The organism is Lachnoanaerobaculum sp. MSX33 (genome assembly GCF_000512995.1).
Classification (GTDB): Bacteria; Bacillota; Clostridia; order Lachnospirales; family Lachnospiraceae; genus Lachnoanaerobaculum.
The window spans coordinates 39,575-60,125 of sequence record NZ_AZXX01000060.1 but is presented as its reverse complement, the minus strand read 5'-3'; the positions used below and the strand labels follow the sequence as shown (position 1 = coordinate 60,125).

At 33.5% G+C, this 20,551-nt stretch carries 15 protein-coding genes; all 15 read left to right on the top strand.

The annotated features are described in order from the left end of the window. The first annotated feature begins 35 nt into the window (after nt 1-35). The 15 genes from HMPREF1495_RS05245 (at nt 36) to HMPREF1495_RS05175 (ending at nt 20,543) form a co-directional block, all read left to right on the top strand. On the top strand, nt 36-1,544 hold the full coding sequence (locus HMPREF1495_RS05245; protein WP_084544493.1) for a class I SAM-dependent DNA methyltransferase: 1,509 nt from the start codon (nt 36-38) through the stop codon (nt 1,542-1,544). 20 nt (nt 1,545-1,564) lie between these two features. Then, on the top strand, nt 1,565-2,734 hold the full coding sequence (locus HMPREF1495_RS13450) for a restriction endonuclease subunit S (RefSeq protein ID WP_084544492.1): 1,170 nt from the start codon (nt 1,565-1,567) through the stop codon (nt 2,732-2,734). A 121-nt stretch (nt 2,735-2,855) separates the two neighbouring features. Then, a complete protein-coding gene (gene xerA / locus HMPREF1495_RS05235; RefSeq protein ID WP_034212661.1) occupies nt 2,856-3,824 on the top strand; it encodes a site-specific tyrosine recombinase/integron integrase in 969 nt (322 codons plus the stop codon). Between the two features lie 31 nt (nt 3,825-3,855). Further along, the gene (locus HMPREF1495_RS05230; RefSeq protein ID WP_034212659.1) at nt 3,856-4,932 is read left to right on the top strand and encodes a restriction endonuclease subunit S; all 1,077 of its coding nucleotides are present in this window, start codon (nt 3,856-3,858) and stop codon (nt 4,930-4,932) included. A gap of 127 nt (nt 4,933-5,059) precedes the next feature. Continuing rightward, nucleotides 5,060-8,347, top strand: a complete 3,288-nt coding sequence (locus HMPREF1495_RS05225; RefSeq protein ID WP_034212657.1) for a DEAD/DEAH box helicase family protein — start codon at nt 5,060-5,062, stop codon at nt 8,345-8,347. Between the two features lie 835 nt (nt 8,348-9,182). Further along, a complete protein-coding gene (locus tag HMPREF1495_RS05220) occupies nt 9,183-11,663 on the top strand; it encodes an SIR2 family protein (RefSeq protein WP_007590858.1) in 2,481 nt (826 codons plus the stop codon). 270 nt (nt 11,664-11,933) lie between these two features. After that, nucleotides 11,934-12,164: a hypothetical protein gene (locus HMPREF1495_RS05215; RefSeq protein ID WP_034212655.1), complete on the top strand. Its 231-nt coding sequence runs from the start codon at nt 11,934-11,936 to the stop codon at nt 12,162-12,164. Nucleotides 12,165-12,265: 101 nt separating this feature from the next. Then, a complete protein-coding gene (locus HMPREF1495_RS05210; protein WP_034212653.1) occupies nt 12,266-12,655 on the top strand; it encodes an immunity 22 family protein in 390 nt (129 codons plus the stop codon). A gap of 120 nt (nt 12,656-12,775) precedes the next feature. Continuing rightward, complete coding sequence (locus tag HMPREF1495_RS05205; RefSeq protein WP_034212651.1) at nt 12,776-13,768, top strand: gamma-glutamylcyclotransferase family protein; 993 nt, start codon at nt 12,776-12,778, stop codon at nt 13,766-13,768. A 55-nt stretch (nt 13,769-13,823) separates the two neighbouring features. Continuing rightward, nucleotides 13,824-14,213: a thioesterase family protein gene (locus HMPREF1495_RS05200; RefSeq protein WP_034212649.1), complete on the top strand. Its 390-nt coding sequence runs from the start codon at nt 13,824-13,826 to the stop codon at nt 14,211-14,213. 104 nt (nt 14,214-14,317) lie between these two features. Beyond that, the gene (locus tag HMPREF1495_RS05195; RefSeq protein ID WP_034212648.1) at nt 14,318-15,763 is read left to right on the top strand and encodes a hypothetical protein; all 1,446 of its coding nucleotides are present in this window, start codon (nt 14,318-14,320) and stop codon (nt 15,761-15,763) included. Nucleotides 15,764-15,767: 4 nt separating this feature from the next. Next, nucleotides 15,768-17,012 (top strand): DNA polymerase IV, encoded by a 1,245-nt coding sequence (gene dinB, locus HMPREF1495_RS05190; protein ID WP_034212646.1) that lies wholly within the window; start codon nt 15,768-15,770, stop codon nt 17,010-17,012. Nucleotides 17,013-17,058: 46 nt separating this feature from the next. Further along, a complete protein-coding gene (locus HMPREF1495_RS05185) occupies nt 17,059-18,600 on the top strand; it encodes an SWIM zinc finger family protein (RefSeq protein ID WP_034212644.1) in 1,542 nt (513 codons plus the stop codon). A gap of 11 nt (nt 18,601-18,611) precedes the next feature. Next, nucleotides 18,612-19,445 carry a HEAT repeat domain-containing protein gene (locus tag HMPREF1495_RS05180; RefSeq protein ID WP_034212642.1) on the top strand — a complete coding sequence of 278 codons (834 nt, stop codon included), beginning with the start codon at nt 18,612-18,614 and terminating at the stop codon, nt 19,443-19,445. A gap of 12 nt (nt 19,446-19,457) precedes the next feature. Then, nucleotides 19,458-20,543 carry an ATP-binding protein gene (locus tag HMPREF1495_RS05175; RefSeq protein ID WP_034212640.1) on the top strand — a complete coding sequence of 362 codons (1,086 nt, stop codon included), beginning with the start codon at nt 19,458-19,460 and terminating at the stop codon, nt 20,541-20,543. Nucleotides 20,544-20,551 lie beyond the last annotated feature (8 nt).

Sequence of the window (20,551 nt, the reverse complement as noted above, 5' to 3'; positions counted from 1 at the left end):
CAAAATAAATATTTTAAAAATCAGAAAGGGAAATTATGACAGGAGAATTAAAAAATAAAATAGACGGATTATGGGAGATATTTTGGACAGGGGGTATTACAAATCCACTCGAGGTTGTAGAACAGATGACATATTTGATGTTCATCAAAGATATCGATAGTGCCGACAATATAAGAGCAAAAGAAGCATCTATGCTTGGATTACCTTTTAAGAGTATTTTCGACGGTGAGGTAGTGATAGGAGATAGAAAGGTAGAAGGAGAACAGCTTAAGTGGTCTGTTTTTCACGATTTTCCTGCACAAAGAATGTACAGTATAATGCAAGAATGGGTGTTTCCATTTATAAAAAATCTTCACGGTGATAAGAATAGCGCCTACAGTAAGTATATGGGAGATGCTATATTTAAAGTAAGTACACCTCTAATGCTTTCAAAGATAGTGGATGCCATGGATGAGATATATGCCATGATGGATAAGATACAGAGTACGGATGTAAGAGGAGATGTATATGAGTACCTGCTTTCTAAAATTGCACAGTCAGGTGTAAACGGTCAGTTTAGAACACCAAGGCATATCATAAGGATGATGGTAGAAATGATGGATCCACAGCCAAATGAGACTATATGTGATCCTGCATGCGGTACATCAGGATTTCTTGTAATGAGTGGTGAGTACTTAAAGGAAAAGTATAAAAAAGAAGTACTTATGGACAAAAAGAATAAAGAACATTTTATGAATAACATGTTCTATGGATTTGATATGGATAGAACCATGCTTCGTATAGGTGCTATGAATATGATGACTCATGGTATAGAAAATCCTTGTATAGAATATAGGGATAGTCTATCCGATCAAAACCCCGATAAGGATATGTACTCTCTTATACTTGCAAACCCACCATTTAAGGGCAGCCTTGATGCTGACATAGTATCTACAGATATTCTAAAAATATGTAAGACTAAAAAAACAGAGCTTTTATTCCTTGCACTCTTCACACGAATGCTAAAGATAGGTGGAAGATGTGCCTGTATAGTACCTGACGGTGTGCTTTTTGGTTCTTCCAATGCTCATAAGGCTATAAGAAAAGAATTGATAGAAAATCAAAAGCTGGAAGCAGTAATATCGATGCCTTCCGGAGTCTTTAAACCGTACGCGGGAGTGTCCACAGGTATACTTATATTTACAAAGACTAATCATGGCGGAACTGATAATGTATGGTTTTATGATATGACAGCTGACGGTAAGAGTCTTGACGATAAGCGAACACCGGTAGCAGAAAATGACATACCGGATATCATAGACCGCTTTAAGAATCTTGATGGAGAAAAGGATAGAAAACGTACAGATAAGTCATTTATGGTACCGAAGAGTGAAATCATAGAAAAAGATTATGATTTATCAATCAATAAATACAAGGAAGTGGAGTATGTTCCAGTAGAATATCCACCAACATCAGAGATTTTGGATGAAATAGAGAAGCTGAATGAGCAGATAATGGAAGAGACCAGAGTGTTGAGAGAATTATTGAAAGGGATCTCAAATTGAGATTTGTGTGTGAATGATAGATGGCAAAATATAAGTTAGGAGACATCTGTGAAATTGTATCAGGGAGTACCCCTAAAACTGAAATAGAAGAGTACTGGAATGGAGATATTAAGTGGATTACACCTGCTGAATTGGATGATGAGTCTTATATTGTCTATGATACAACAAGGAAAATTACAGAGCTAGCTGTGAAGAAAACTGGACTTTCATCATTTCCAGAAGGAACAGTAATTTTGTCCTCGAGAGCACCTATAGGAAAGGTGGCAATTGCTGGATGTGAGATGTATTGTAATCAGGGATTTAAGAATCTGATTTGTTCAGAGAAGATATACAACCGATATCTTTTCTGGTTCCTTAAAGGTAATACAGAATATCTTAATTCATTTGGAAGAGGTGCAACATTTAAGGAAATATCGAAAAAGATTGTTTCAGATATAGAAATAAATGTTCCAGAAATGAATCTGCAAAAAAAGGCAGTGCTTAATCTTGAACGACTATCAAAGATAATCAGTTTAAGAAAGTCTGAAATCGATAAATTAGATGCTCTCATCAGAGCCCGATTTTTCGAGCTCTTTGGTGATTTGGTAGAGGGTGATAAGATTAAAGAAAATAGGCGAAAAATTGGTGATATTGCTTCTGTAACTAAATTGGCAGGCTTTGAGTTTACTAAGTATATAAAATATAAAGATATAGGTTCAATTGGTGATGTTATAATGCTGAGAGGATTGAATTGTAAAAGAGGAAAAATTATTCTAGATGATATAAAATGGATTGAAAGAGAAACTTCTGACCTTTTACCTAGATCAAAGTTGTATATTGGAGATATTCTTATAACATATGCAGGTACAATTGGTGATGTTGCTTTAGTTGATGAGGATAATAAATATCATCTGGCACCTAATGTTGGGAAAATAACTATAATAGATAAGTTAAGTTACGATCCTGTTTTTTTAGTACATCTTCTGATGTATTCTAATAAATATATAATGTCATTTGTATCTAAAGTGGCACAGGCCTCAATAAATATGCAGAAGATTAGGAACTTTGAATACTATTTTCCAGGCTTTGAGAAACAAAAATATTTTTCTACCTTTGTCGAACAAGTCAACAAATCAAAAGTTGAAGTTCAAAAAGCATTGGACAAAGCTCAGTTATTATTTGATAGTCTTATGCAAAAGTACTTTGGGTAGGTGACAAATAGTAAAAACAGAACAAATGTATACAAACGTTTTGTTATTGAATAATTAAATCAGTATATATAATAAGGAATTGGATGGCGTAGGATGATGGTATACAAAGGAGAATACCATCATGGAAGACAAAATTGTAATAATACTAAACGAAATGTCAGAGTACTTATCTATTTCGCAGATGAAAAAGCTTCAGGAAGTAATTTTGAAAGCTTTTTCTGATTGTGAGGCTACTAAGCAGGATATATCGAATGAAGATTTCTTGAAACTCTTTTTGGATGCAAAGAAAGTGGAGGGATGTTCTGAAAGGACGATACAGTATTATAAAGTAACAATAGAGCATTTGTTAAGGAATAAGGATACACCGGTAAGAAGAGTAACCACCGAAGAGATGAGAGAGTATCTCTCTGACTACCAAAAGATAAATAATTGCAGTAATACTACCATTGATAATATTAGAAGAAATATTTCCAGTTTCTTTTCATGGCTCGAAGAGGAAGATTATATTTTAAAAAGTCCTATGAAGCGTATTCATAAAATAAGGACTAAGACAGTGGTAAAGAGCGTAATTTCTGATGAGAGTATAGAAAGACTTAGAGATAATTGCTCATCAAAAAGAGACAAGGCTATAATAGACTTGCTGTATTCTACCGGTATAAGAGTAGGTGAGCTTGTAAATCTAAATATTAGTGACATAGACTTGGAAGGTCGTGAATGTGTTGTATATGGGAAGGGAAATAAAGAGAGAAAAGTATACTTTGATGCTAAGGCAAAGGTACACCTTATTGATTACATTGAGACTAGAGATGATGATAATGAGGCTCTTTTTGTTACATTGGATGCACCACATGATAGATTGAAAATAAGTGGTGTAGAAATTCGATTAAGGCAGCTTGGTAGAAAGCTTAATCTTGAAAAAATTCACCCACATAAGTTTCGTAGAAGTATGGCAACAAGAGCTATAGATAAGGGAATGCCAATCGAACAAGTGCAGAAGATACTTGGTCACTCTCAAATTGATACTACAATGCAATATGCCATGGTAAACCAAAATAATGTAAAGAATTCCCATCAAAAATATATTGCGTAAAATACAGATTGAGATTTGTGTGGGATTTTGAATGAAATTAGGTTTCTGTGAAGTATTTGATGATTACACAAGTAGATGTAGAAAAATACCTAAAGAGGAATATTTATCTAATGGAAAGTACATTGTAATAGATCAAGGACAAAATAATATTGCCGGATATACAAATATTGATGATGGTTTGTTTGAAGATGTACCTGCTATTGTGTTTGGTGATCATACTAGAATTATAAAATATGTTGATGAGCCGTTTTTCTTGGGGGCAGATGGAGTAAAACTTTTAAAGTCAAAGATTAAAGATGCAAATTATAAATATTTATATTATGTATTGAGGAACGCGAGAATACCTGACACTGGTTATAACAGACATTTCAAATGGCTTAAAGAGATTAATTTGGAATATAAGGATGCGGAGTCTCAGAAAAATATTGTAAAAACATTGGATACAGTTACAAACATAATTGAGCTATATAAAGTAGAATTAAGTAAGCTAGATAATTTAATTAGAGCCCGATTTGTTGAGATGTTTGGAGATCCAAGTGTTAATAATAAAAGGTGGCAAAGGGGAGTAATTAATGAAATTGGGTCTTGTATTGCAGGTGCTACACCAAGTACAAAAGTTGATGAGTATTGGAATAATGGTACTATTCCGTGGATGAGTTCTGGAGAGGTCAATAAAGGTAGGATAGATAGAACAGATAATTTCATAACACATTTGGGGTATGATAAAACAAGTACAAAACTTGTTCCTCCGAAGACTGTGGTATTAGCGATGGCAGGGCAGGGAAGAACGAGAGGTATGGCAGCAATAACTGAAATTGAGCTATGTACAAATCAATCAATCTGCTCAATAGTGAATAATGAAAAGATAGACGCTGAGTATTTGTTATATTTTTTAAAACGTCAGTATAATGAGCTTAGAAGAGCTTCTACAAATACTGATGGAAGAGGTGGGTTAAATCTTAAGATAATAGGAAATTACCCTATTATTATTCCTCCAGTTGGTTTACAAAAAAGATTTGCCAACTTTGTTGAACAAGTCAACAAATCAAAATTGTTATCCGTCTCACAACCTCAAATCCATATATACAAAACCCTAACTTTGCTGTAAAATGGTCATAGTTAACGATTTTCTTAACACGATTGAGTTTTGCATAAATAAAATTTTAAGAATATTCCTATAAAGTTGAGATATTCTCTATTAAATACTACTTACTAAAACTATGGGGAGGTTTGCCATGGGCAACTTTGACTATTTGAAAAAGGAAAAGAGATTTGATACCTTTTCAGATGTTGCTATTGCGGCAGAAAAAGTTTTATATATAGATCCGGGGCTGTGTGTAATGAATTGCCGCAGAGCCATGGAGTTTGCTATTAAATGGATGTATTCGGTAGATGCTTCATTGACTAAACCATATCAGGATAATCTGATAAGTTTGATGAATACTGAAGAATTCAAAGATATTATTGATTCAGACTTGTTTAAGCGTATGGATTATATACGTAAGATAGGTAATGACGGTACTCACAATGCAAGGAAGGTAACAGAGGAGAAGGCAATACTTTGTCTCGAGAATCTACATATATTCTTTGATTTTGTGAGCTATTGTTATGCGGATAATTATGTTGAACAAAGCTTTGATAAATCACTTCTGACAAAAGAGGTTGAGCCGCCAAAGACAACTGAAATTTCCGATATAGATTTGGATAAATTGATAGCAGAGAATGCATCACTTAAGGCTTCACTTACAGAGCAGAGAGAAGAAAAGATCCAAAGCTATGTTACAAAGCCGCTTGAACTCTCAGAATATTCAACAAGAAAAATGTACATTGATGTTATGCTGGCAGATGCAGGATGGAGAGAAGGTTCTGATTGGTTAAATGAGGTAAAGATAGATGGATTGCCTACAGATTCAGGTGACGGATTTGTAGACTATGTACTTTATGATGCTTCTCACAAACCACTTGCAATAGTAGAGGCAAAGCGTACATGTGTAGATGTTGTGGCCGGAAGAAAACAGGCAAACGACTATGCAGACGCTATTGAGAAAAAATTCGGTAGAAGACCTTGTATTTTCCTTACAAACGGATTTGAGACCAGAATAATAGATGGTGATTATCCTGAAAGGAAGGTAGCAAGCGTATATTCAAAAGAAGACTTGGAAAAGATGTTCAACTTAAGAAAAATGAGAACATCTCTTGAAAATGTCGTTATAGATAAGAATATTGCAGGTAGATATTATCAGGAGGCCGCAATCAAGGCGGTATGTAATGCTTTCGATAATAAACATCGTAGGAAAGCATTACTTGTTATGGCTACGGGTTCAGGAAAGACAAGAACTGTAATAGAGTTGTGTCATGTACTTCTTGATGCAGGATGGATTAAGAATATCTTGTTCCTTGCGGACAGAACATCTTTAGTAACTCAGGCAAAGAGAGCGTTTAGAAATAATTATCCTGACCTTTCAGTAACCAATCTTTGTGATGAAAAAGATAATTATAATGCTCATTGCGTTTTTTCTACATATCAGACTATGATGAATTGCATAGATTCGGCTAAGGAAGAGGATAGAAAAATATTTACATGCGGACATTTTGATCTTGTGATATGTGATGAAGCACATAGGTCTATATACAATAAATATAAAAATATTTTTACATATTTTGATGCTCCTTTGGTAGGACTTACAGCTACACCAAAAGACGACATTGATAAAAACACTTATGAAAGATTTGATCTTGAGCAGGGAATTCCGACATACGGATATGAACTCTCACAGGCTGTAAATGATGGATATCTTGTTGATTTTTTATCAGTTGAAACGAAGCTTAAGTTTATTGAGGAAGGAATTGTGTATGCGGATCTTTCAGATGAAGATAAGAGCATATATGAGAATACTTTTGAGACAGAGGATGGTTATTTACCGGAGTCAATAAGCTCATCTGCACTCAATGAGTGGATATTTAATTCTGATACTATTCGTAAAGTTCTTGATACATTTATGAAGAACGGAATTAAAATAGATTATGGACAAAAAATTGGCAAGAGCATTATTTTTGCAAAGAATCATGCACATGCTGAGAAGATTCTTGAAATCTTTAATAAAGAGTATCCACATCTAACCGGATATGCTCAGGTTATTGACAACAGAATTAAATTTGCACAGCGTATTATTGATGATTTTTCGGATGCAAATAAATTTCCTCAGATAGCTATTTCTGTAGATATGCTGGATACCGGTATTGATGTTCCGGAGGTTGTCAATCTTGTTTTCTTTAAGAAAGTAATGAGTTATGCAAAGTTCTGGCAGATGATAGGACGTGGAACAAGACTATGCCCAGGGCTTATTGACGGTGTAGATAAGTCTAAATTTTATATTTTCGATTTTTGTGGTAATTTTGATTTCTTTAGAATAAGTAAGGGTAAGGCTACGGATAATTCTATTCCTATACAGAGTGCCATCTTTAATTTAAAGTTTGAAATTGCATATAGATTGCAGGATTTGGATTATCAGAGTGATGAGCTCAGAGCGTTTAGAAAAAGACTTGTGGAAGAGATGGTAGCAAAGGTATCAGAGCTTTCAAGAGACAGCTTTGATGTAAGGCAACATTTAAAGTTTGTGGAATTATATTCTACTGAAGAAGGTTATAAGGCACTTACATTTGAAGATACTGTGTTGATAAGAGAAGAACTTTCACCTCTTATTTTACCTGAAGATGATGAAATCAGTGCAGTGCGTTTCGATGCATTGATGTATGGCATAGAGCTTGCATGTCTTGCAGGTAAATCATATAAGAGGTTTGTTACTGATTTAAGGAAGAATGCGAAAAAACTTGCAAGTATTGCTAATATTACAGAAATAAATGAGCAATCAGACCTTATAGGAGATATATTACATACTGATTACATAGAGGGCTGTGGTGTAAACGAGTTTGAGATAATAAGAGAAAAGCTCCGTGGACTTATGAAGTATATCCCAAAGGGAGGTATTATATATGATACTAACTTTACTGACGATATAATTTCAATAGAATGGAATGACTCTGATCTTGAAAGTGATTCATTGAAGAATTATCGTGCAAAGGCTGAATATTATATTAAAGAGCATCAGGACAATGAGGCTATACAAAAGTTGAAATCAAATATTCCTTTAAGCAAAGATGATATAAAAGAACTTGAAAAAGTACTTTGGTCAGAACTTGGAACAAAAGAGGAATATGAGAAGGAATACGGACAAAAGCCACTTGGTGAGTTGGTAAGAGAAATAGTCGGTCTTGATATGAATGCAGCTAAGGAGGCATTTTCAGAGTATCTTGAGAACAGCAATCTTGACAGCAGACAGATTTACTTTGTAAATCAGATTGTAGAGTATATAGTTCACAATGGAATGATGAAGGATTTATCTGTATTACAAGACGCTCCATTTACAGACCAGGGAAGTATAGTTGAGATATTTACAGATTTGGGAGTATGGGCAAATATCAAAGGTATTATAGATAGCATTAATGAGAATGCTGCTGCGTAGTTATAGTATTTTGATACATATTATAATATGTAAAATCAGATACCAATGCTAAAATATTAAACTATAATAAAGATGAGATGACATATAGATGGTTTTTTGAATATAAAGTTACATAAATATAGGATGGATTGTTAAAATTTTAGAGAATAGGAGTTATTTATGGAAGCAGAGAGTAATCTTAGTAAAGAAGAAGTAGTATATAAAATATTTGAATTATATGAAGAGTGAAAAAAATTCCCAGAATGGAATATAATAATAGATAATATACTTACTGCTATCGGTGATGAAAATGTGATTGAGTTTTTTGTTTCTGTTGGTGATATATTTTTAAGTCAGCAATTAAGAGAAGTAGTCAATAAAGGTATATTTTAATTAAAGGCTGACATGGATATTTGTACTTTATTCAATTTCTCAAAGTGTGTAGCATTAAACACATGATATACTATGTGTAGTGTAATGTCTGGAATGTTAGAAAAGTTTGAATAGGAGGATAAACGATGGATAAAAAAGACAACATGATTGTAAATCAGGAATCCCTTGCAAAAAATTATATTATTAGGGGATAGGAAGTTTTTCTTGACGTATCTGAACGTTCAAGGTCACAAAATGTGACCTTGAACAAGGTTGCTGGGAGAGGTAGTAATATTAAGCACAATACTCATGCTTTAAGAGCTGCGGAAGATCAAGTGGAGAGTTTCATGACAGAAGTGACTGATCAGACAATAGTTGTATACAAAGAATACGAAATACGTTTATTCTGACAGCATATAGTGTTATTATTGTACTATATTAGATTGTAAATAATAAATGGATTTTTGATAAATTAGGAGTGGCTATGATAGATAATAAACTAGAAAAAATAGTAAAAAATGTATTGGATGGGAATGCAATCCTTTTTTTAGGTGCTGGTTTTTCAGTTGGAGCGAAAAATATTGATGATACTGATTTTCCTATGGCAGCTGGTTTGTGTAAAGAATTAATAAAACAAGGAAATATAGATATAGATGGAGAAGACGAAAAAGATCTCGAGGACTTAAGTTATATATCAACAAGGTATCTAGATGCAGGAAATACACTAAGAGATTTAATAAATATACTTAAGAAAAAATACAGTTGTTTGTGTGTAGGTGATGAGCATAAAGTTATAGCAGGAATTGATTGGAAGAGAATTTATACTACAAATTATGATGATGTAATGGAATTCGCATCAAGAAATAAAGGTATATTGAGAGAGCCAATAACATCCTCATCACGTATTTCAGAAGTACATAATCAGAAAAATGCTGTAATACATATTAATGGTTATATTGGAGAAGTAAACGAGAATAATATTAATACTACCTTTAAGTTGACGCAACAATCATATTTGAAAAGAACAATTACTGGTAGTGATTGGGCAGTTGCGCTACATCATGATATTGTAAATGCTAAAAGTGTTATATTTATAGGATATTCCTTGGGATATGATATAGAACTTCAACAAATATTTTCAGAAGATTCATCATTAAAAGATAAATGCATATTTGTAACTTTTGAACCTGGCAAAAGAACATTATCAGTAATGGAGAAATTTGGAGAAGTCTATGATAAGGGGCTGCTAGAATTTAGCAAATATATACAAAAAGTTGATAAAAGCTACAATAGGTCTAAAAAAGAACATGAACTAATCTGTCTGAGAGAATGTAAAAAGAGTAAAAGTGTTGCAAATAACATTGATTCAAATAGCATTATTGAGTTATTGTTATACGGTATAGTAGACGATGACAAGATTGCAACTAATTATAAAAATAATTATGTTGTTGAAAGGGAATGTGTTGATTCAGCTATTAAGTTTTTGAATAAAGAAGGTAAAGTTGTTATATTTCATTCGGATTTAGCAAACGGAAAAACAGTTGTAATGAAACAAGTGGAGGAACGTTTAAAATTATTGGGACGTGTATACTATTTAGATAAATTTGATATTTCATTATCAGACGATTTATCACATCTTGCATCAGAAAAGGGAATGCATTTTTTGTTTTTTGAAAATTATAATCAGCTAGTAGATAGCTCTATCTGGGAAATTATACTTAGATATAATTGTAGTAATATAAAATTTGTTTTTACGGCAAGAAGTTATATAAATGATAATTTTTATGGTAGACTTATTAAGGGACTTAATTTAGATGAAAATTCGCTGGCAATGTATGAACTGAATTTTTTAACTCAACTAGAGATACAAAGTTTTATAAATTATTTGAATCAATACAATCTGTGGGGAAGTCAGGCAGCAATGAAAATAAATAAAAAGCAGAATTTTTTGAGTAAGAAATGTAAATCTGAAATTAGAAATATTCTGTTGGAAATATATAAATCTCCAAATGTTATTGATAAATTTAATGAAATTATAGGTATAATATGTAAAACTGAAGAGTGCAAAAAAATACTTTTGATGGCTTTCATATGTCATGTTATTGCTATAGATATTACATATGACGATATAGAGACTATACTAGGTTTTAGAACTAATATTTTGTATTTTGATAAGTATAAAGAGATAAAAGATCTAGTGCTACTTGATCGCAATACTATTAAATTCAAGTCATCAAGTGTTGCATATCATATAATTGCGAATAATAGATTTAATAATGATATATTAGATATTTCATGTGAAATGGTAAATTTTTTATCAAAGCATGCATATATTCAAAAGAATATTTCTATTTTAAAATTAATTATTTCATTTTCAAATTTACGTATGATATTTAACCGAGAAGATAAAGAAATTAATAAAATGTATATTAGATTTTATGAAAATGCAAGAAAGACTCAGTATTACTCAAAAAACCAATTTTTCTGGATTCAGTATGCACTTGCAGTTATGGAAATTCATGATTATAGTGCAGCAGAAATATATTTAGAGACTGCGAGTGCTTTTTCAAAAGAACGATATTCTGAAGAGTCATATCAAGTTGAGAGTTTGAGAGCTAGATTGTTGTTGGAAAAAACAATATATAATAATGATAAGGAAAATGCATATAAAAATTTTGCAGAAGCTCATAAACTTATATGTTCAAATAAAACACCAGAAAGACATTATCCATATAGGCAGGTTGGACAATATATTGTTTTCTATGAAAAGTTTTATAAAATTTTTGATAATAATCAAAAAGTATCTTTTTCGTTTATGTGTATACAAATAAAGGATAAAATGAAAGAATATATAAATAGTTCAAATCGTTATGAGAGGAATGATAGAAGTAAAAATAAAGAAATTTCTAATATTATTTTAAAGTTAGATAATATAATTTATAACATGTGTAATAAAACTATTTGAAGAATTAGGATAAGTTAAATTTTATATTACGATTTCTGTATCCGATAGTAGTTGAATATAACCAGATTGGAAAATAAGTTGTTCGGGGTCACATTTTGTGATCCCAAAAGTTCATAATTTAACATACTCAATCAGATGGTAAAACTAGAAATTTGACAACCGAACGAATATTATATAAAACCTAAATATAGCAGGAATTGGAGTATAGAACTTAATACAGTATTCGGAATAGTAAATACACGACTTGACTTGATTATAGGAGGACAAATATTGAAGTGGGCAAATAACTTAAAATCTATTATTGACAAAAATGCTCCCGGCAATTGCCCTGTTTGTAATAGTATAAATACGGATTATTCAATGCATATAATAGATGATAAGACAAATATGGGATATGGTGTCATATGGTGTAATGATTGCAAAAATGCATTTCATATATCGAGGATAAAAGTATCTCCAAATATGAAAAATATCCCGGTTCCGGAAGGGTTAAAGTATTAAGTAACATTAGTAGCTTATTTTTAGTTTTATAGGAATCAAACCAGTAATTAATAAAAAGACAGTACAAGAATCTATGTGTTATATGTTAGGAATAATTTTATATGAAAACTTACTATATATGGATTGCTACATTCAAAGAGGATGATTTTGAACAGTATTGGGATAATGAGCCATATGAAAATGAATTAAAACTTTTCAAAGAGGGGCTTGGATCTAAACCTGATATTAGCCTAAAGTGTGGATTTTGCAGGGAAACGGGATTGGAAGAACTGGATGAAAAGGACTTTTGGTTTTGTTTTAGGGCTTCTTTATGTAATGTACGCGAGCTTGAAAAAGATTATATCTCTGATTTGGATGAATTTGAGAGGGTGTGTAATGCAAAAGGGATTTTAGAAGGAAATGTTATTTGGGGAGTAGCTGTTAAAGATTTTCCGGATTTAGATTCGGAAGGTTGCAGTAGTATGAAGTATGTAGGTATATTAAAGGTGTAAAGTTTTCTTAATTCCCTTTATTTTACTTTCTATATTGTGCTAATATATCAGAAAATAAATTTTATAAAGAACAATTATACTCGTATGGAAATTTCAATACAGGGTATATGGGAGATATTTATGTACAAGATATTTGTATATGGAACTTTGAAATCTGAATATTTGCAAAATAAGCTCTTAGGGCATACTTTGGAATCATATGATGCAAGACTAGAGGGATATTCTATAAACACAGCTGAGAAGTATTTCAATGTAGTTCCAAATGAGGGAGGATGTGTTAAAGGTAAGGTATTACTTGTAAATAAGGAGGACATGTTCTATATAGACCAATGGGAAGTAATTCCTATGTATATAAAGGCAAAGGTGAGAGTTCATTCCGAGTATGGTTATGAGGATGCTTTTATTTACATAAAAAAAGATAAGGAAGAGAAGATACATTTGCAGGATAATGTCAGCAATATGTGCAACAATGAAAATCTTGAAGCCACAATTGATGAATTTGCGGATGTGAGAGATATGGAGTTTCCGGTCTGTGATCTATACCTTAATTATCCTATAGAAGACTTAAATAATCTATCAAAAAATAAGGATATATTCACTGAAAAAGTAAAAGAGGTAGTTACAGATAAAGAGTTTTCATTTATCGGATATGAGTATTTAAGCTACAATTATGGCGATTGTCAAGTAACTGTAAGAGTATCACTTTATATTATAGAAAATAATGAAAAAGCTACATTAAGCGTAATGCTACCTGTTTCGACATGTAATCCTGCAAAGTTTTGGGAGAAGGCTTTTACACGAGAGTTGGAAATAGAAGGAAGAAACTTTGCAGATTATATTTATTCAAAATATAATCTCAAAGTCTTGGATGCACCTAAATTTATCATATATTCATCAGGTGAAATTGATGAGTCAAAAAGGCTTGATGTTTTCTCAGTTGAAAAGTGTTTTAATAAAGCGTTTGATATTAGTAAAGCGGTAAATACGGATATTTCAAAAAACAAGGATGTTAAGATTTATATTTCCGATAATGTAAAAATCGAAATACCAAATGACTTTGAGGTCTGTTATACCGACAGATTAAAATCTGTTATATTAACTCTATCTGTATAACATTCATTAGTAAAATATGATAAAATAGCCTATATCTATAGATAAGGAGAATACTATGTTGGAAGTAGGAATAAAGGGACAAAGAGAGACTATTGTAACAAAGGAAAATACTGCAGCAGGTATAGGAAGTGGAAGTTTAGAGGTGTTTTCCACACCGATGATGATACTTTTGATGGAAGAGTCATGTTTTATGAGTGTTAACGATATACTGGAGGAGGGATTTACTACAGTAGGTACTTGTGTAAATGTAAAGCATTTATCAGCCACACCGCTTGGGATGAAGGTCGTGATAAAGTCTGAGCTTATAAATGTGGATGGAAGAGCTCTTACATTCAAGGTTGAGGCATATGATGAAAAAGGTCTTATAGGAGAGGGAATTCACGAAAGATTTATTGTAAATAATGAAAAGTTCCAGGCAAAGACTGACAGTAAGTTAGATAAATAAGCTAAGGTGCAGAAGGGTAAAACCGACTGCACTTTTTTATTTTAAGACTATCTTTATTGGTGGTACAATTATTTTGTGATAGTATAGGATAAAAGGAGGACTTTATGAAAAAGAGTTTTATATATTTGATTCCTGCAATTTTTTTATTGGCAGGATGTGGAAAGAAAATTTCAATAACAATTAATACAAATGAAAGTACAGTGGCTGAAAGTTCTGCGAAAGAAAGCATTCAGGAAACTGAAACAAAAGTACAAAATGACGTGGAAATGCTAAAGGCACATGTATATTACAAAATAGCGGGTGACGGAAATACAATACCTCAACTTAGTGTAGAGGGAAATGAAAAGTTGAATGACATTGTAAACAAAATAAATAATGAATGGGTGGGAGGATATTATCCAAGGATTAATCTGACTCGAACCGATACAAGTGTTTTCAGTGCATTGCTGGCTACTACCGTAATGAATGGAAGTACTGATACCAAAGAACTGCTTAGAGGAGTAAATATAGACTCAAATACAGGCAAGGAGCTTAAGATAGAGGATGTATTAAAGGATCCTACAGGTCTATATGATAGGATTGAAAAGGATAATTATCTTGCAGATGAATATGGAGAAGATATAGAGGGATTTAGTGAGAAGCTAAAGACAGTTCTGACAAATCCCGATGCTTTTAATTTGGGTGCAAACGATAAGGCTGATCTTGCGTGGACACTAAGTAGTGGTTGTATGATGATTTATATGACTGCAAAGGATGAATATACAGAAAGGATAGTTTCCATACCTTTGGAGTTTGCAAGATATGGTGAGTTTTTTAATGAAGAGATACTTAGCTTGCCAAAGGACTACGCTTTTGAAATACCAACAGATAAAGAGGTAAAGATAGATCTTGACGGTAAAATTAGAACTGTTAAGATAGAACAGGATATTGACGAGTATCTTATGTTACAGAAGATAGATGTAACAATTGACGGTGAAAAAAGCATATATGAGGAAGATGCAAGCTATGGTATTTCCAAGGCAAGTGTGGTGAAAAAGGGAGATAATGCCTATCTCTATATTGAACTGCAGTATGACAATGATTACAACAGTATATCAATCATTGATTTGAATAATAAATCAGAAAAACTTGAAATTTCTGAAAGTTTTGCAGATACTGCTCTTTTAAATCCGGATGAATTTTATCTTGGAGACAGGATTTATACTATAAGTACCTTGGGTATAGAGGGAAGATATACTGTTGGAAGTAAAGGAATACCGAAGATTTTGGAAAACTACTATACAATTACCACACCTATACAATTGACAACTAAAATCTCCATAAAAGCTAAGAAGTTGGACGGTATAAACGGTAAGGAAGTTGGGGATTACGATATTCCTATCGGCAGTGTACTGGTTCCGGTAGGTACGGATAAGGAGAGTTTTACCGATTATACAACTTCGGATGGCAGTCTTATTCGTATACCTATGGGAAAAGCTTCTGAATACGGTTTCAGTATAGAAGGAAAGAACATAGAAGATGTGTTTGACGGTACAATCTTTGCAGGATAATGATATGTCGGAAGGTCAAATAATTATTCATGTGGATATGGATGCCTTTTATGCTTCAGTGGAGATGAGAGATGATAAGACTCTAATAGGTAAGCCGCTTATCATAGGTTCAATGCCGAATGAAAGAGGAGTTGTATCGACCTGTAATTATGAAGCCAGAAAATACGGTATTCGTTCAGGGATGAATATTAAAGAGGCGTTTAATCGTTGTCCTAAAGGAATATTTAGGCATCCGAATTTTGAGAAATACAAAAAAGTATCGGAGCGGTTGCATAAGATACTGGAAAGTTATACCGATATAACGGAGTATATTGCACTTGATGAAGGATATCTTGATCTTACGGAAAAGGTGGATTCATGGAAGGAAGCAGGAAAAATCGGGCTTGAGATCAAAAAAAGGGTAAGAGAGGAGCTTTCTCTTACCTGCTCTGTAGGTCTGGCGTATTCAAAGACTGCAGCAAAGACTGCAAGTGAAGAGAAAAAGCCTGACGGATATTTTGAAATAAAGACAAGAGAAGATTTTGTAACATTGGTACTTGATAGAAATGTAAAATCATTATATACAGTAGGAGAAAAAACTGCAAAAAGGCTTCATTTATACGGTGTTGATACAGTAAGAGATTTACAAAATAAAAGTAACGAAGTGAAAATGTTTATGGGAAAGCAGGGTGAATATCTTGTTGATCTGGCTTTCGGTTATGACGATAGAAAGGTAATACCTTATAGGGAAGAGGATACAAAGTCTATCAGTAAGGAGTTTACATTTCAAAAGGATGTATCAAGCTTTAAACTTTTGGATGATGTGCTTTTTATATTGTCTTTTCGTGTTGCAGGGAGGGCAAAAAGACTTGGACTTTACGGGGAAGGTGTTTCCCTTAAAATCACTTATTCCAATATGAAGAGTATAACAAGATCCATGCTTATAAGTGCAAGTACAAGTGATGCCTATACCATATATGAAAATGCGAGCAATCTTTTAAAGAATGTACATAAAGGCGAGGTAAGACTTGTTGGTACAGGGCTTTATCATTTGAGAGAGGAAGATGGAAGACAGCTTAGTTTTTCAGATATTTTCTCTGTAGAAAAGGATATGGTAAAAGAGAAAGTCGAAAGTAAATGGCAGGAAATGAGCATGTATTATAATCTTAATTTTGATGAAATAAAGGACATGCAAAATAATGTAAAAGTATATGATTATATAGAGCGAATGAGGGAAGTTATGGACTCTATACAAAAGTATAACAGTTAAAAATTTGTGATATAATATATCCAAAAGATATCGGAAAGGATCGAATATGAGAACTTTTGATGAGCAGGCTATAGTTTCTATAGCACCTAATGCGAATGCGGTTTCAAACGGCAGAAAGCTGTCATCAGGAAACAGTTTTGTAAAAAGAATGAAGTCGGCTGATGACAGTCTTTATTTTGGTGAGTGCAAAGGAAGTGGAAAGAGCAATTATAATGTTTCCATAGACTTTGAAAAAGAGGGTGAACCGGTATTTCGATGTTCTTGCCCAAGTAGACAGTTTCCATGCAAACATGCTATAGGCTTGATGTTTGAGATGAAAGAGGGAAAGAGCTTTGAAACGGCTGAGATTCCTCAGGATATTTTGGATAAGAGAGAAAAGATAGAGGCAAGAGAAAAGAAAAAGGCCGAGAAGGAAATTGAAAAGGAGAAAAATCCTGACAAGCCGAAAAAAACAAGTGCAGCCTCAAAAGCGGCCAAAACAAAGAAGATAAAAAAGCAGATTGAGGGATTGGATCTGTTAAAAGATGTTATGAGTCAAATAACCGGTTCAGGTGTGGCAGCTTGCGTGGATAAAGCATTTGATAAAAAATATGATGAACTGGCAAAACAGTTGGGAGATTACTATTTGCCGGGAGTACAGATAATATTTAAAAGATTTTTAAAATCTTTAAGAACGATAAAAAATGATCTGTTTATAGAAGAAATAATAAATGATTATCCTAAGAGCTATATAGATGAGTTAAGAAACGACTATCCAAATGACTATGTTGAGGAGTATTTGTTATCTTTAGCGGTAAAGGAGCTCACAAAGCTTAGATATATAGAAAAGAGAGCAAGGGATTACCTTAATAAAAAGCTTGAAAGTGATTCTACCGACCCTGATGATAATATACTCTATGAGGCACTTGGTGGAGTCTGGAAGCTTGAAGAACTTGGAGAAACAGGTCTTAAAAAGGAAAATGTATCAATTGCGGAGCTAAGCTTTATGTCGGAATATGATGATGTAAAAGCAGAATATATAGATAAAGGCTATTGGATAGATCTTGATACCGGAGATATAAATTATACAGCCAATTATTGCCCCCTAAAAGCAAAGAAATATATTCAAAGAGATGACAGCTTCTTTGGTAAAAAGTTTATTGAAAAGCTTTATTTCTATCCTGCAAATGAGGGAGAAAACAGAAGAATCCGTTATGAGAGCGGCACAGATGAAGATTTGAATATAGATGATATCAAAAAGATAAGAAGTTTTGCAAAGAAGAATATAGCAGAGTTTTTAAAGCCTGCTAAAAATATATTGAAGGCTACTTTATCCGATAATGCTTATGGAGTACTTTTTGAGTTTGCAAAGATAGGTACAAACGGCAGTGATATTGTAGCAGAGGATAAAGAAGGCAAGCAGATTTTACTAAGGGCTATGACAAAGGATAAAACAGCTATGGACGCAATATTTGGACTTCCAAGTAAAGACTATCTTAAAAATCAGGTGTTATTCGGATTGGCACATTATGACTCGATGCTGAAGCAGATTTGTGTAGAGCCAAGAAGTATTATCACGGAAAACGAAATACTCAGATTGGCATATTAAGGGAGGCTATTATGAATTTGGATATTTTATATAAATTACAGGAACAATTAAGAAACAGTGTAATTACAGGCAGCTCTCTTATAAAGGAAGACTTCAGACTGAAAAAATGTGTAGATGATATGGAAGCACTTTCAAAGGCGGCACCGGTGTTTACTCAGATTAAAAAGCAGGCAGATGAGCTGTTTGTATGTGATAATCCCGGTGAGAAGACTTTGGATCTGCTTGCACTTGTAGATGCGGTACTTGAAACTCAAGCCGGTATATATGAAATCAGCGAGCTTTCAGATATTAAAAAAAGCTGTGGAAGGGTCAATGGAAATTATTCTTATAAGATGCTTGAGCCTATTATAACTGCACTTACTACAACAGGAAGCGGTAGATGGGAAGTGTTGGTGGAAGCCAGAAAAGAAAACCCTGATATCTTCTTAGACTATAGAATATTGCCGAAGTTTATTGACGGATTGGGTGATGGATACAGTGAGATCTCGTTTATGATCGGAAGATGGATAATGCAAAACGGAAAGATGATGGTAGAGCCGCTAAAAAGAGGCTTTGATCCGATGGGAAAGAGTGAGATGTATCTGAGATTTGATATTATCGCTGATCTCGCAAAAGAAGAAGAAAATGATTTTTATTTGTCTGTTATAAACGGAGAGGCAAGGAAAGATATAAGAAAAAGAGCTATAAGGTCTTTGAAGTATAGTGAAGATAATATAGACTTTTTGATTGAACTTGCAAAAACATCCGATAGAGCAAGTAAAACCGATGCTATAGAGACTTTAAAGACATTTAATAATGAAAAGGCTGTTGAATTTTTAAAAACTGTAGAAGTTAAGAAGAAATAAAAGGTGATAGATATGAGCGAAGAATTACAAAGGCTTCCGGCGGAGGTCATGTTCCAAAAAGAAATAGATGCACTTATTGCGGCTGAAAAAAATCCCGTTCCTGTCGGGTGGAAGATGTCACCGAAGTCTGTACTTACTTACATTATGGGTGGTGAGTGCAACGGTGTTAAAATAATGCCGAAATACATAGGAAATAAGAGAATAGTTGAAATAGCAATAGCAACTTTGGTAACAGACAGAGCATTACTTTTGATCGGTGAGCCGGGTACTGCAAAGTCATGGTTGTCGGAGCATCTATGCGCCGCTATAAACGGTAACTCAACCTGTGTTATACAGGGAACTGCAGGAACTACAGAGGAGCAGATAAGATACTCATGGAATTATGCCATGCTTATAGCAGAAGGCCCAAGTGATAAGGCAATTATAAAGAGTCCTGTTTTTGAGGCTATGGAAGAGGGTAAAATTGCCAGATTTGAAGAGATATCACGTTGTGCCTCCGAGGTACAGGATGCCCTTATTTCAATTCTCTCCGAAAAGAGAATTTCGATTCCTGAACTTGGTAAGGACAGTGCGGCTAAGAAGGGATTTTCCATAATAGCTACAGCAAATACCAGAGACCGTGGTGTAAATGACATGAGTGCCGCTCTAAAGAGAAGATTTAATATAGTGGTGCTTCCAAGTCCGAATACTCTTGAAGAGGAGATGGATATCGTAAAGACCAGAATCGAGAAGCTTTCAGAAGGTATGGCATTGCTTTCAAAGGTGCCTGAGGCTGAGGTAATAAAGAAGGTCTGTACAATATTCAGAGAGCTTAGACAGGGTGAGACACTTGACGGAAAGCAAAAAATCAAGTCCACAGCAAATGTACTTTCTACCGCAGAGGCTATATCCTTACTTACAAACAGTATGTCTTTGGCAGGCAGCTTCGGAGACGGTGAGATAAGTGATGCGGACCTTGCAGCAGGACTTCAAGGTGCAATAGTAAAGGAAGATTCCAAAGACTCAAAAGTTTGGGAAGAGTACCTTGAGAATATAATGAAAAAGCGTGGAAAAGAGTGGATTGGACTCTACAATGAATGTAGGATGCTCAATGGCTAGGAGGCAGC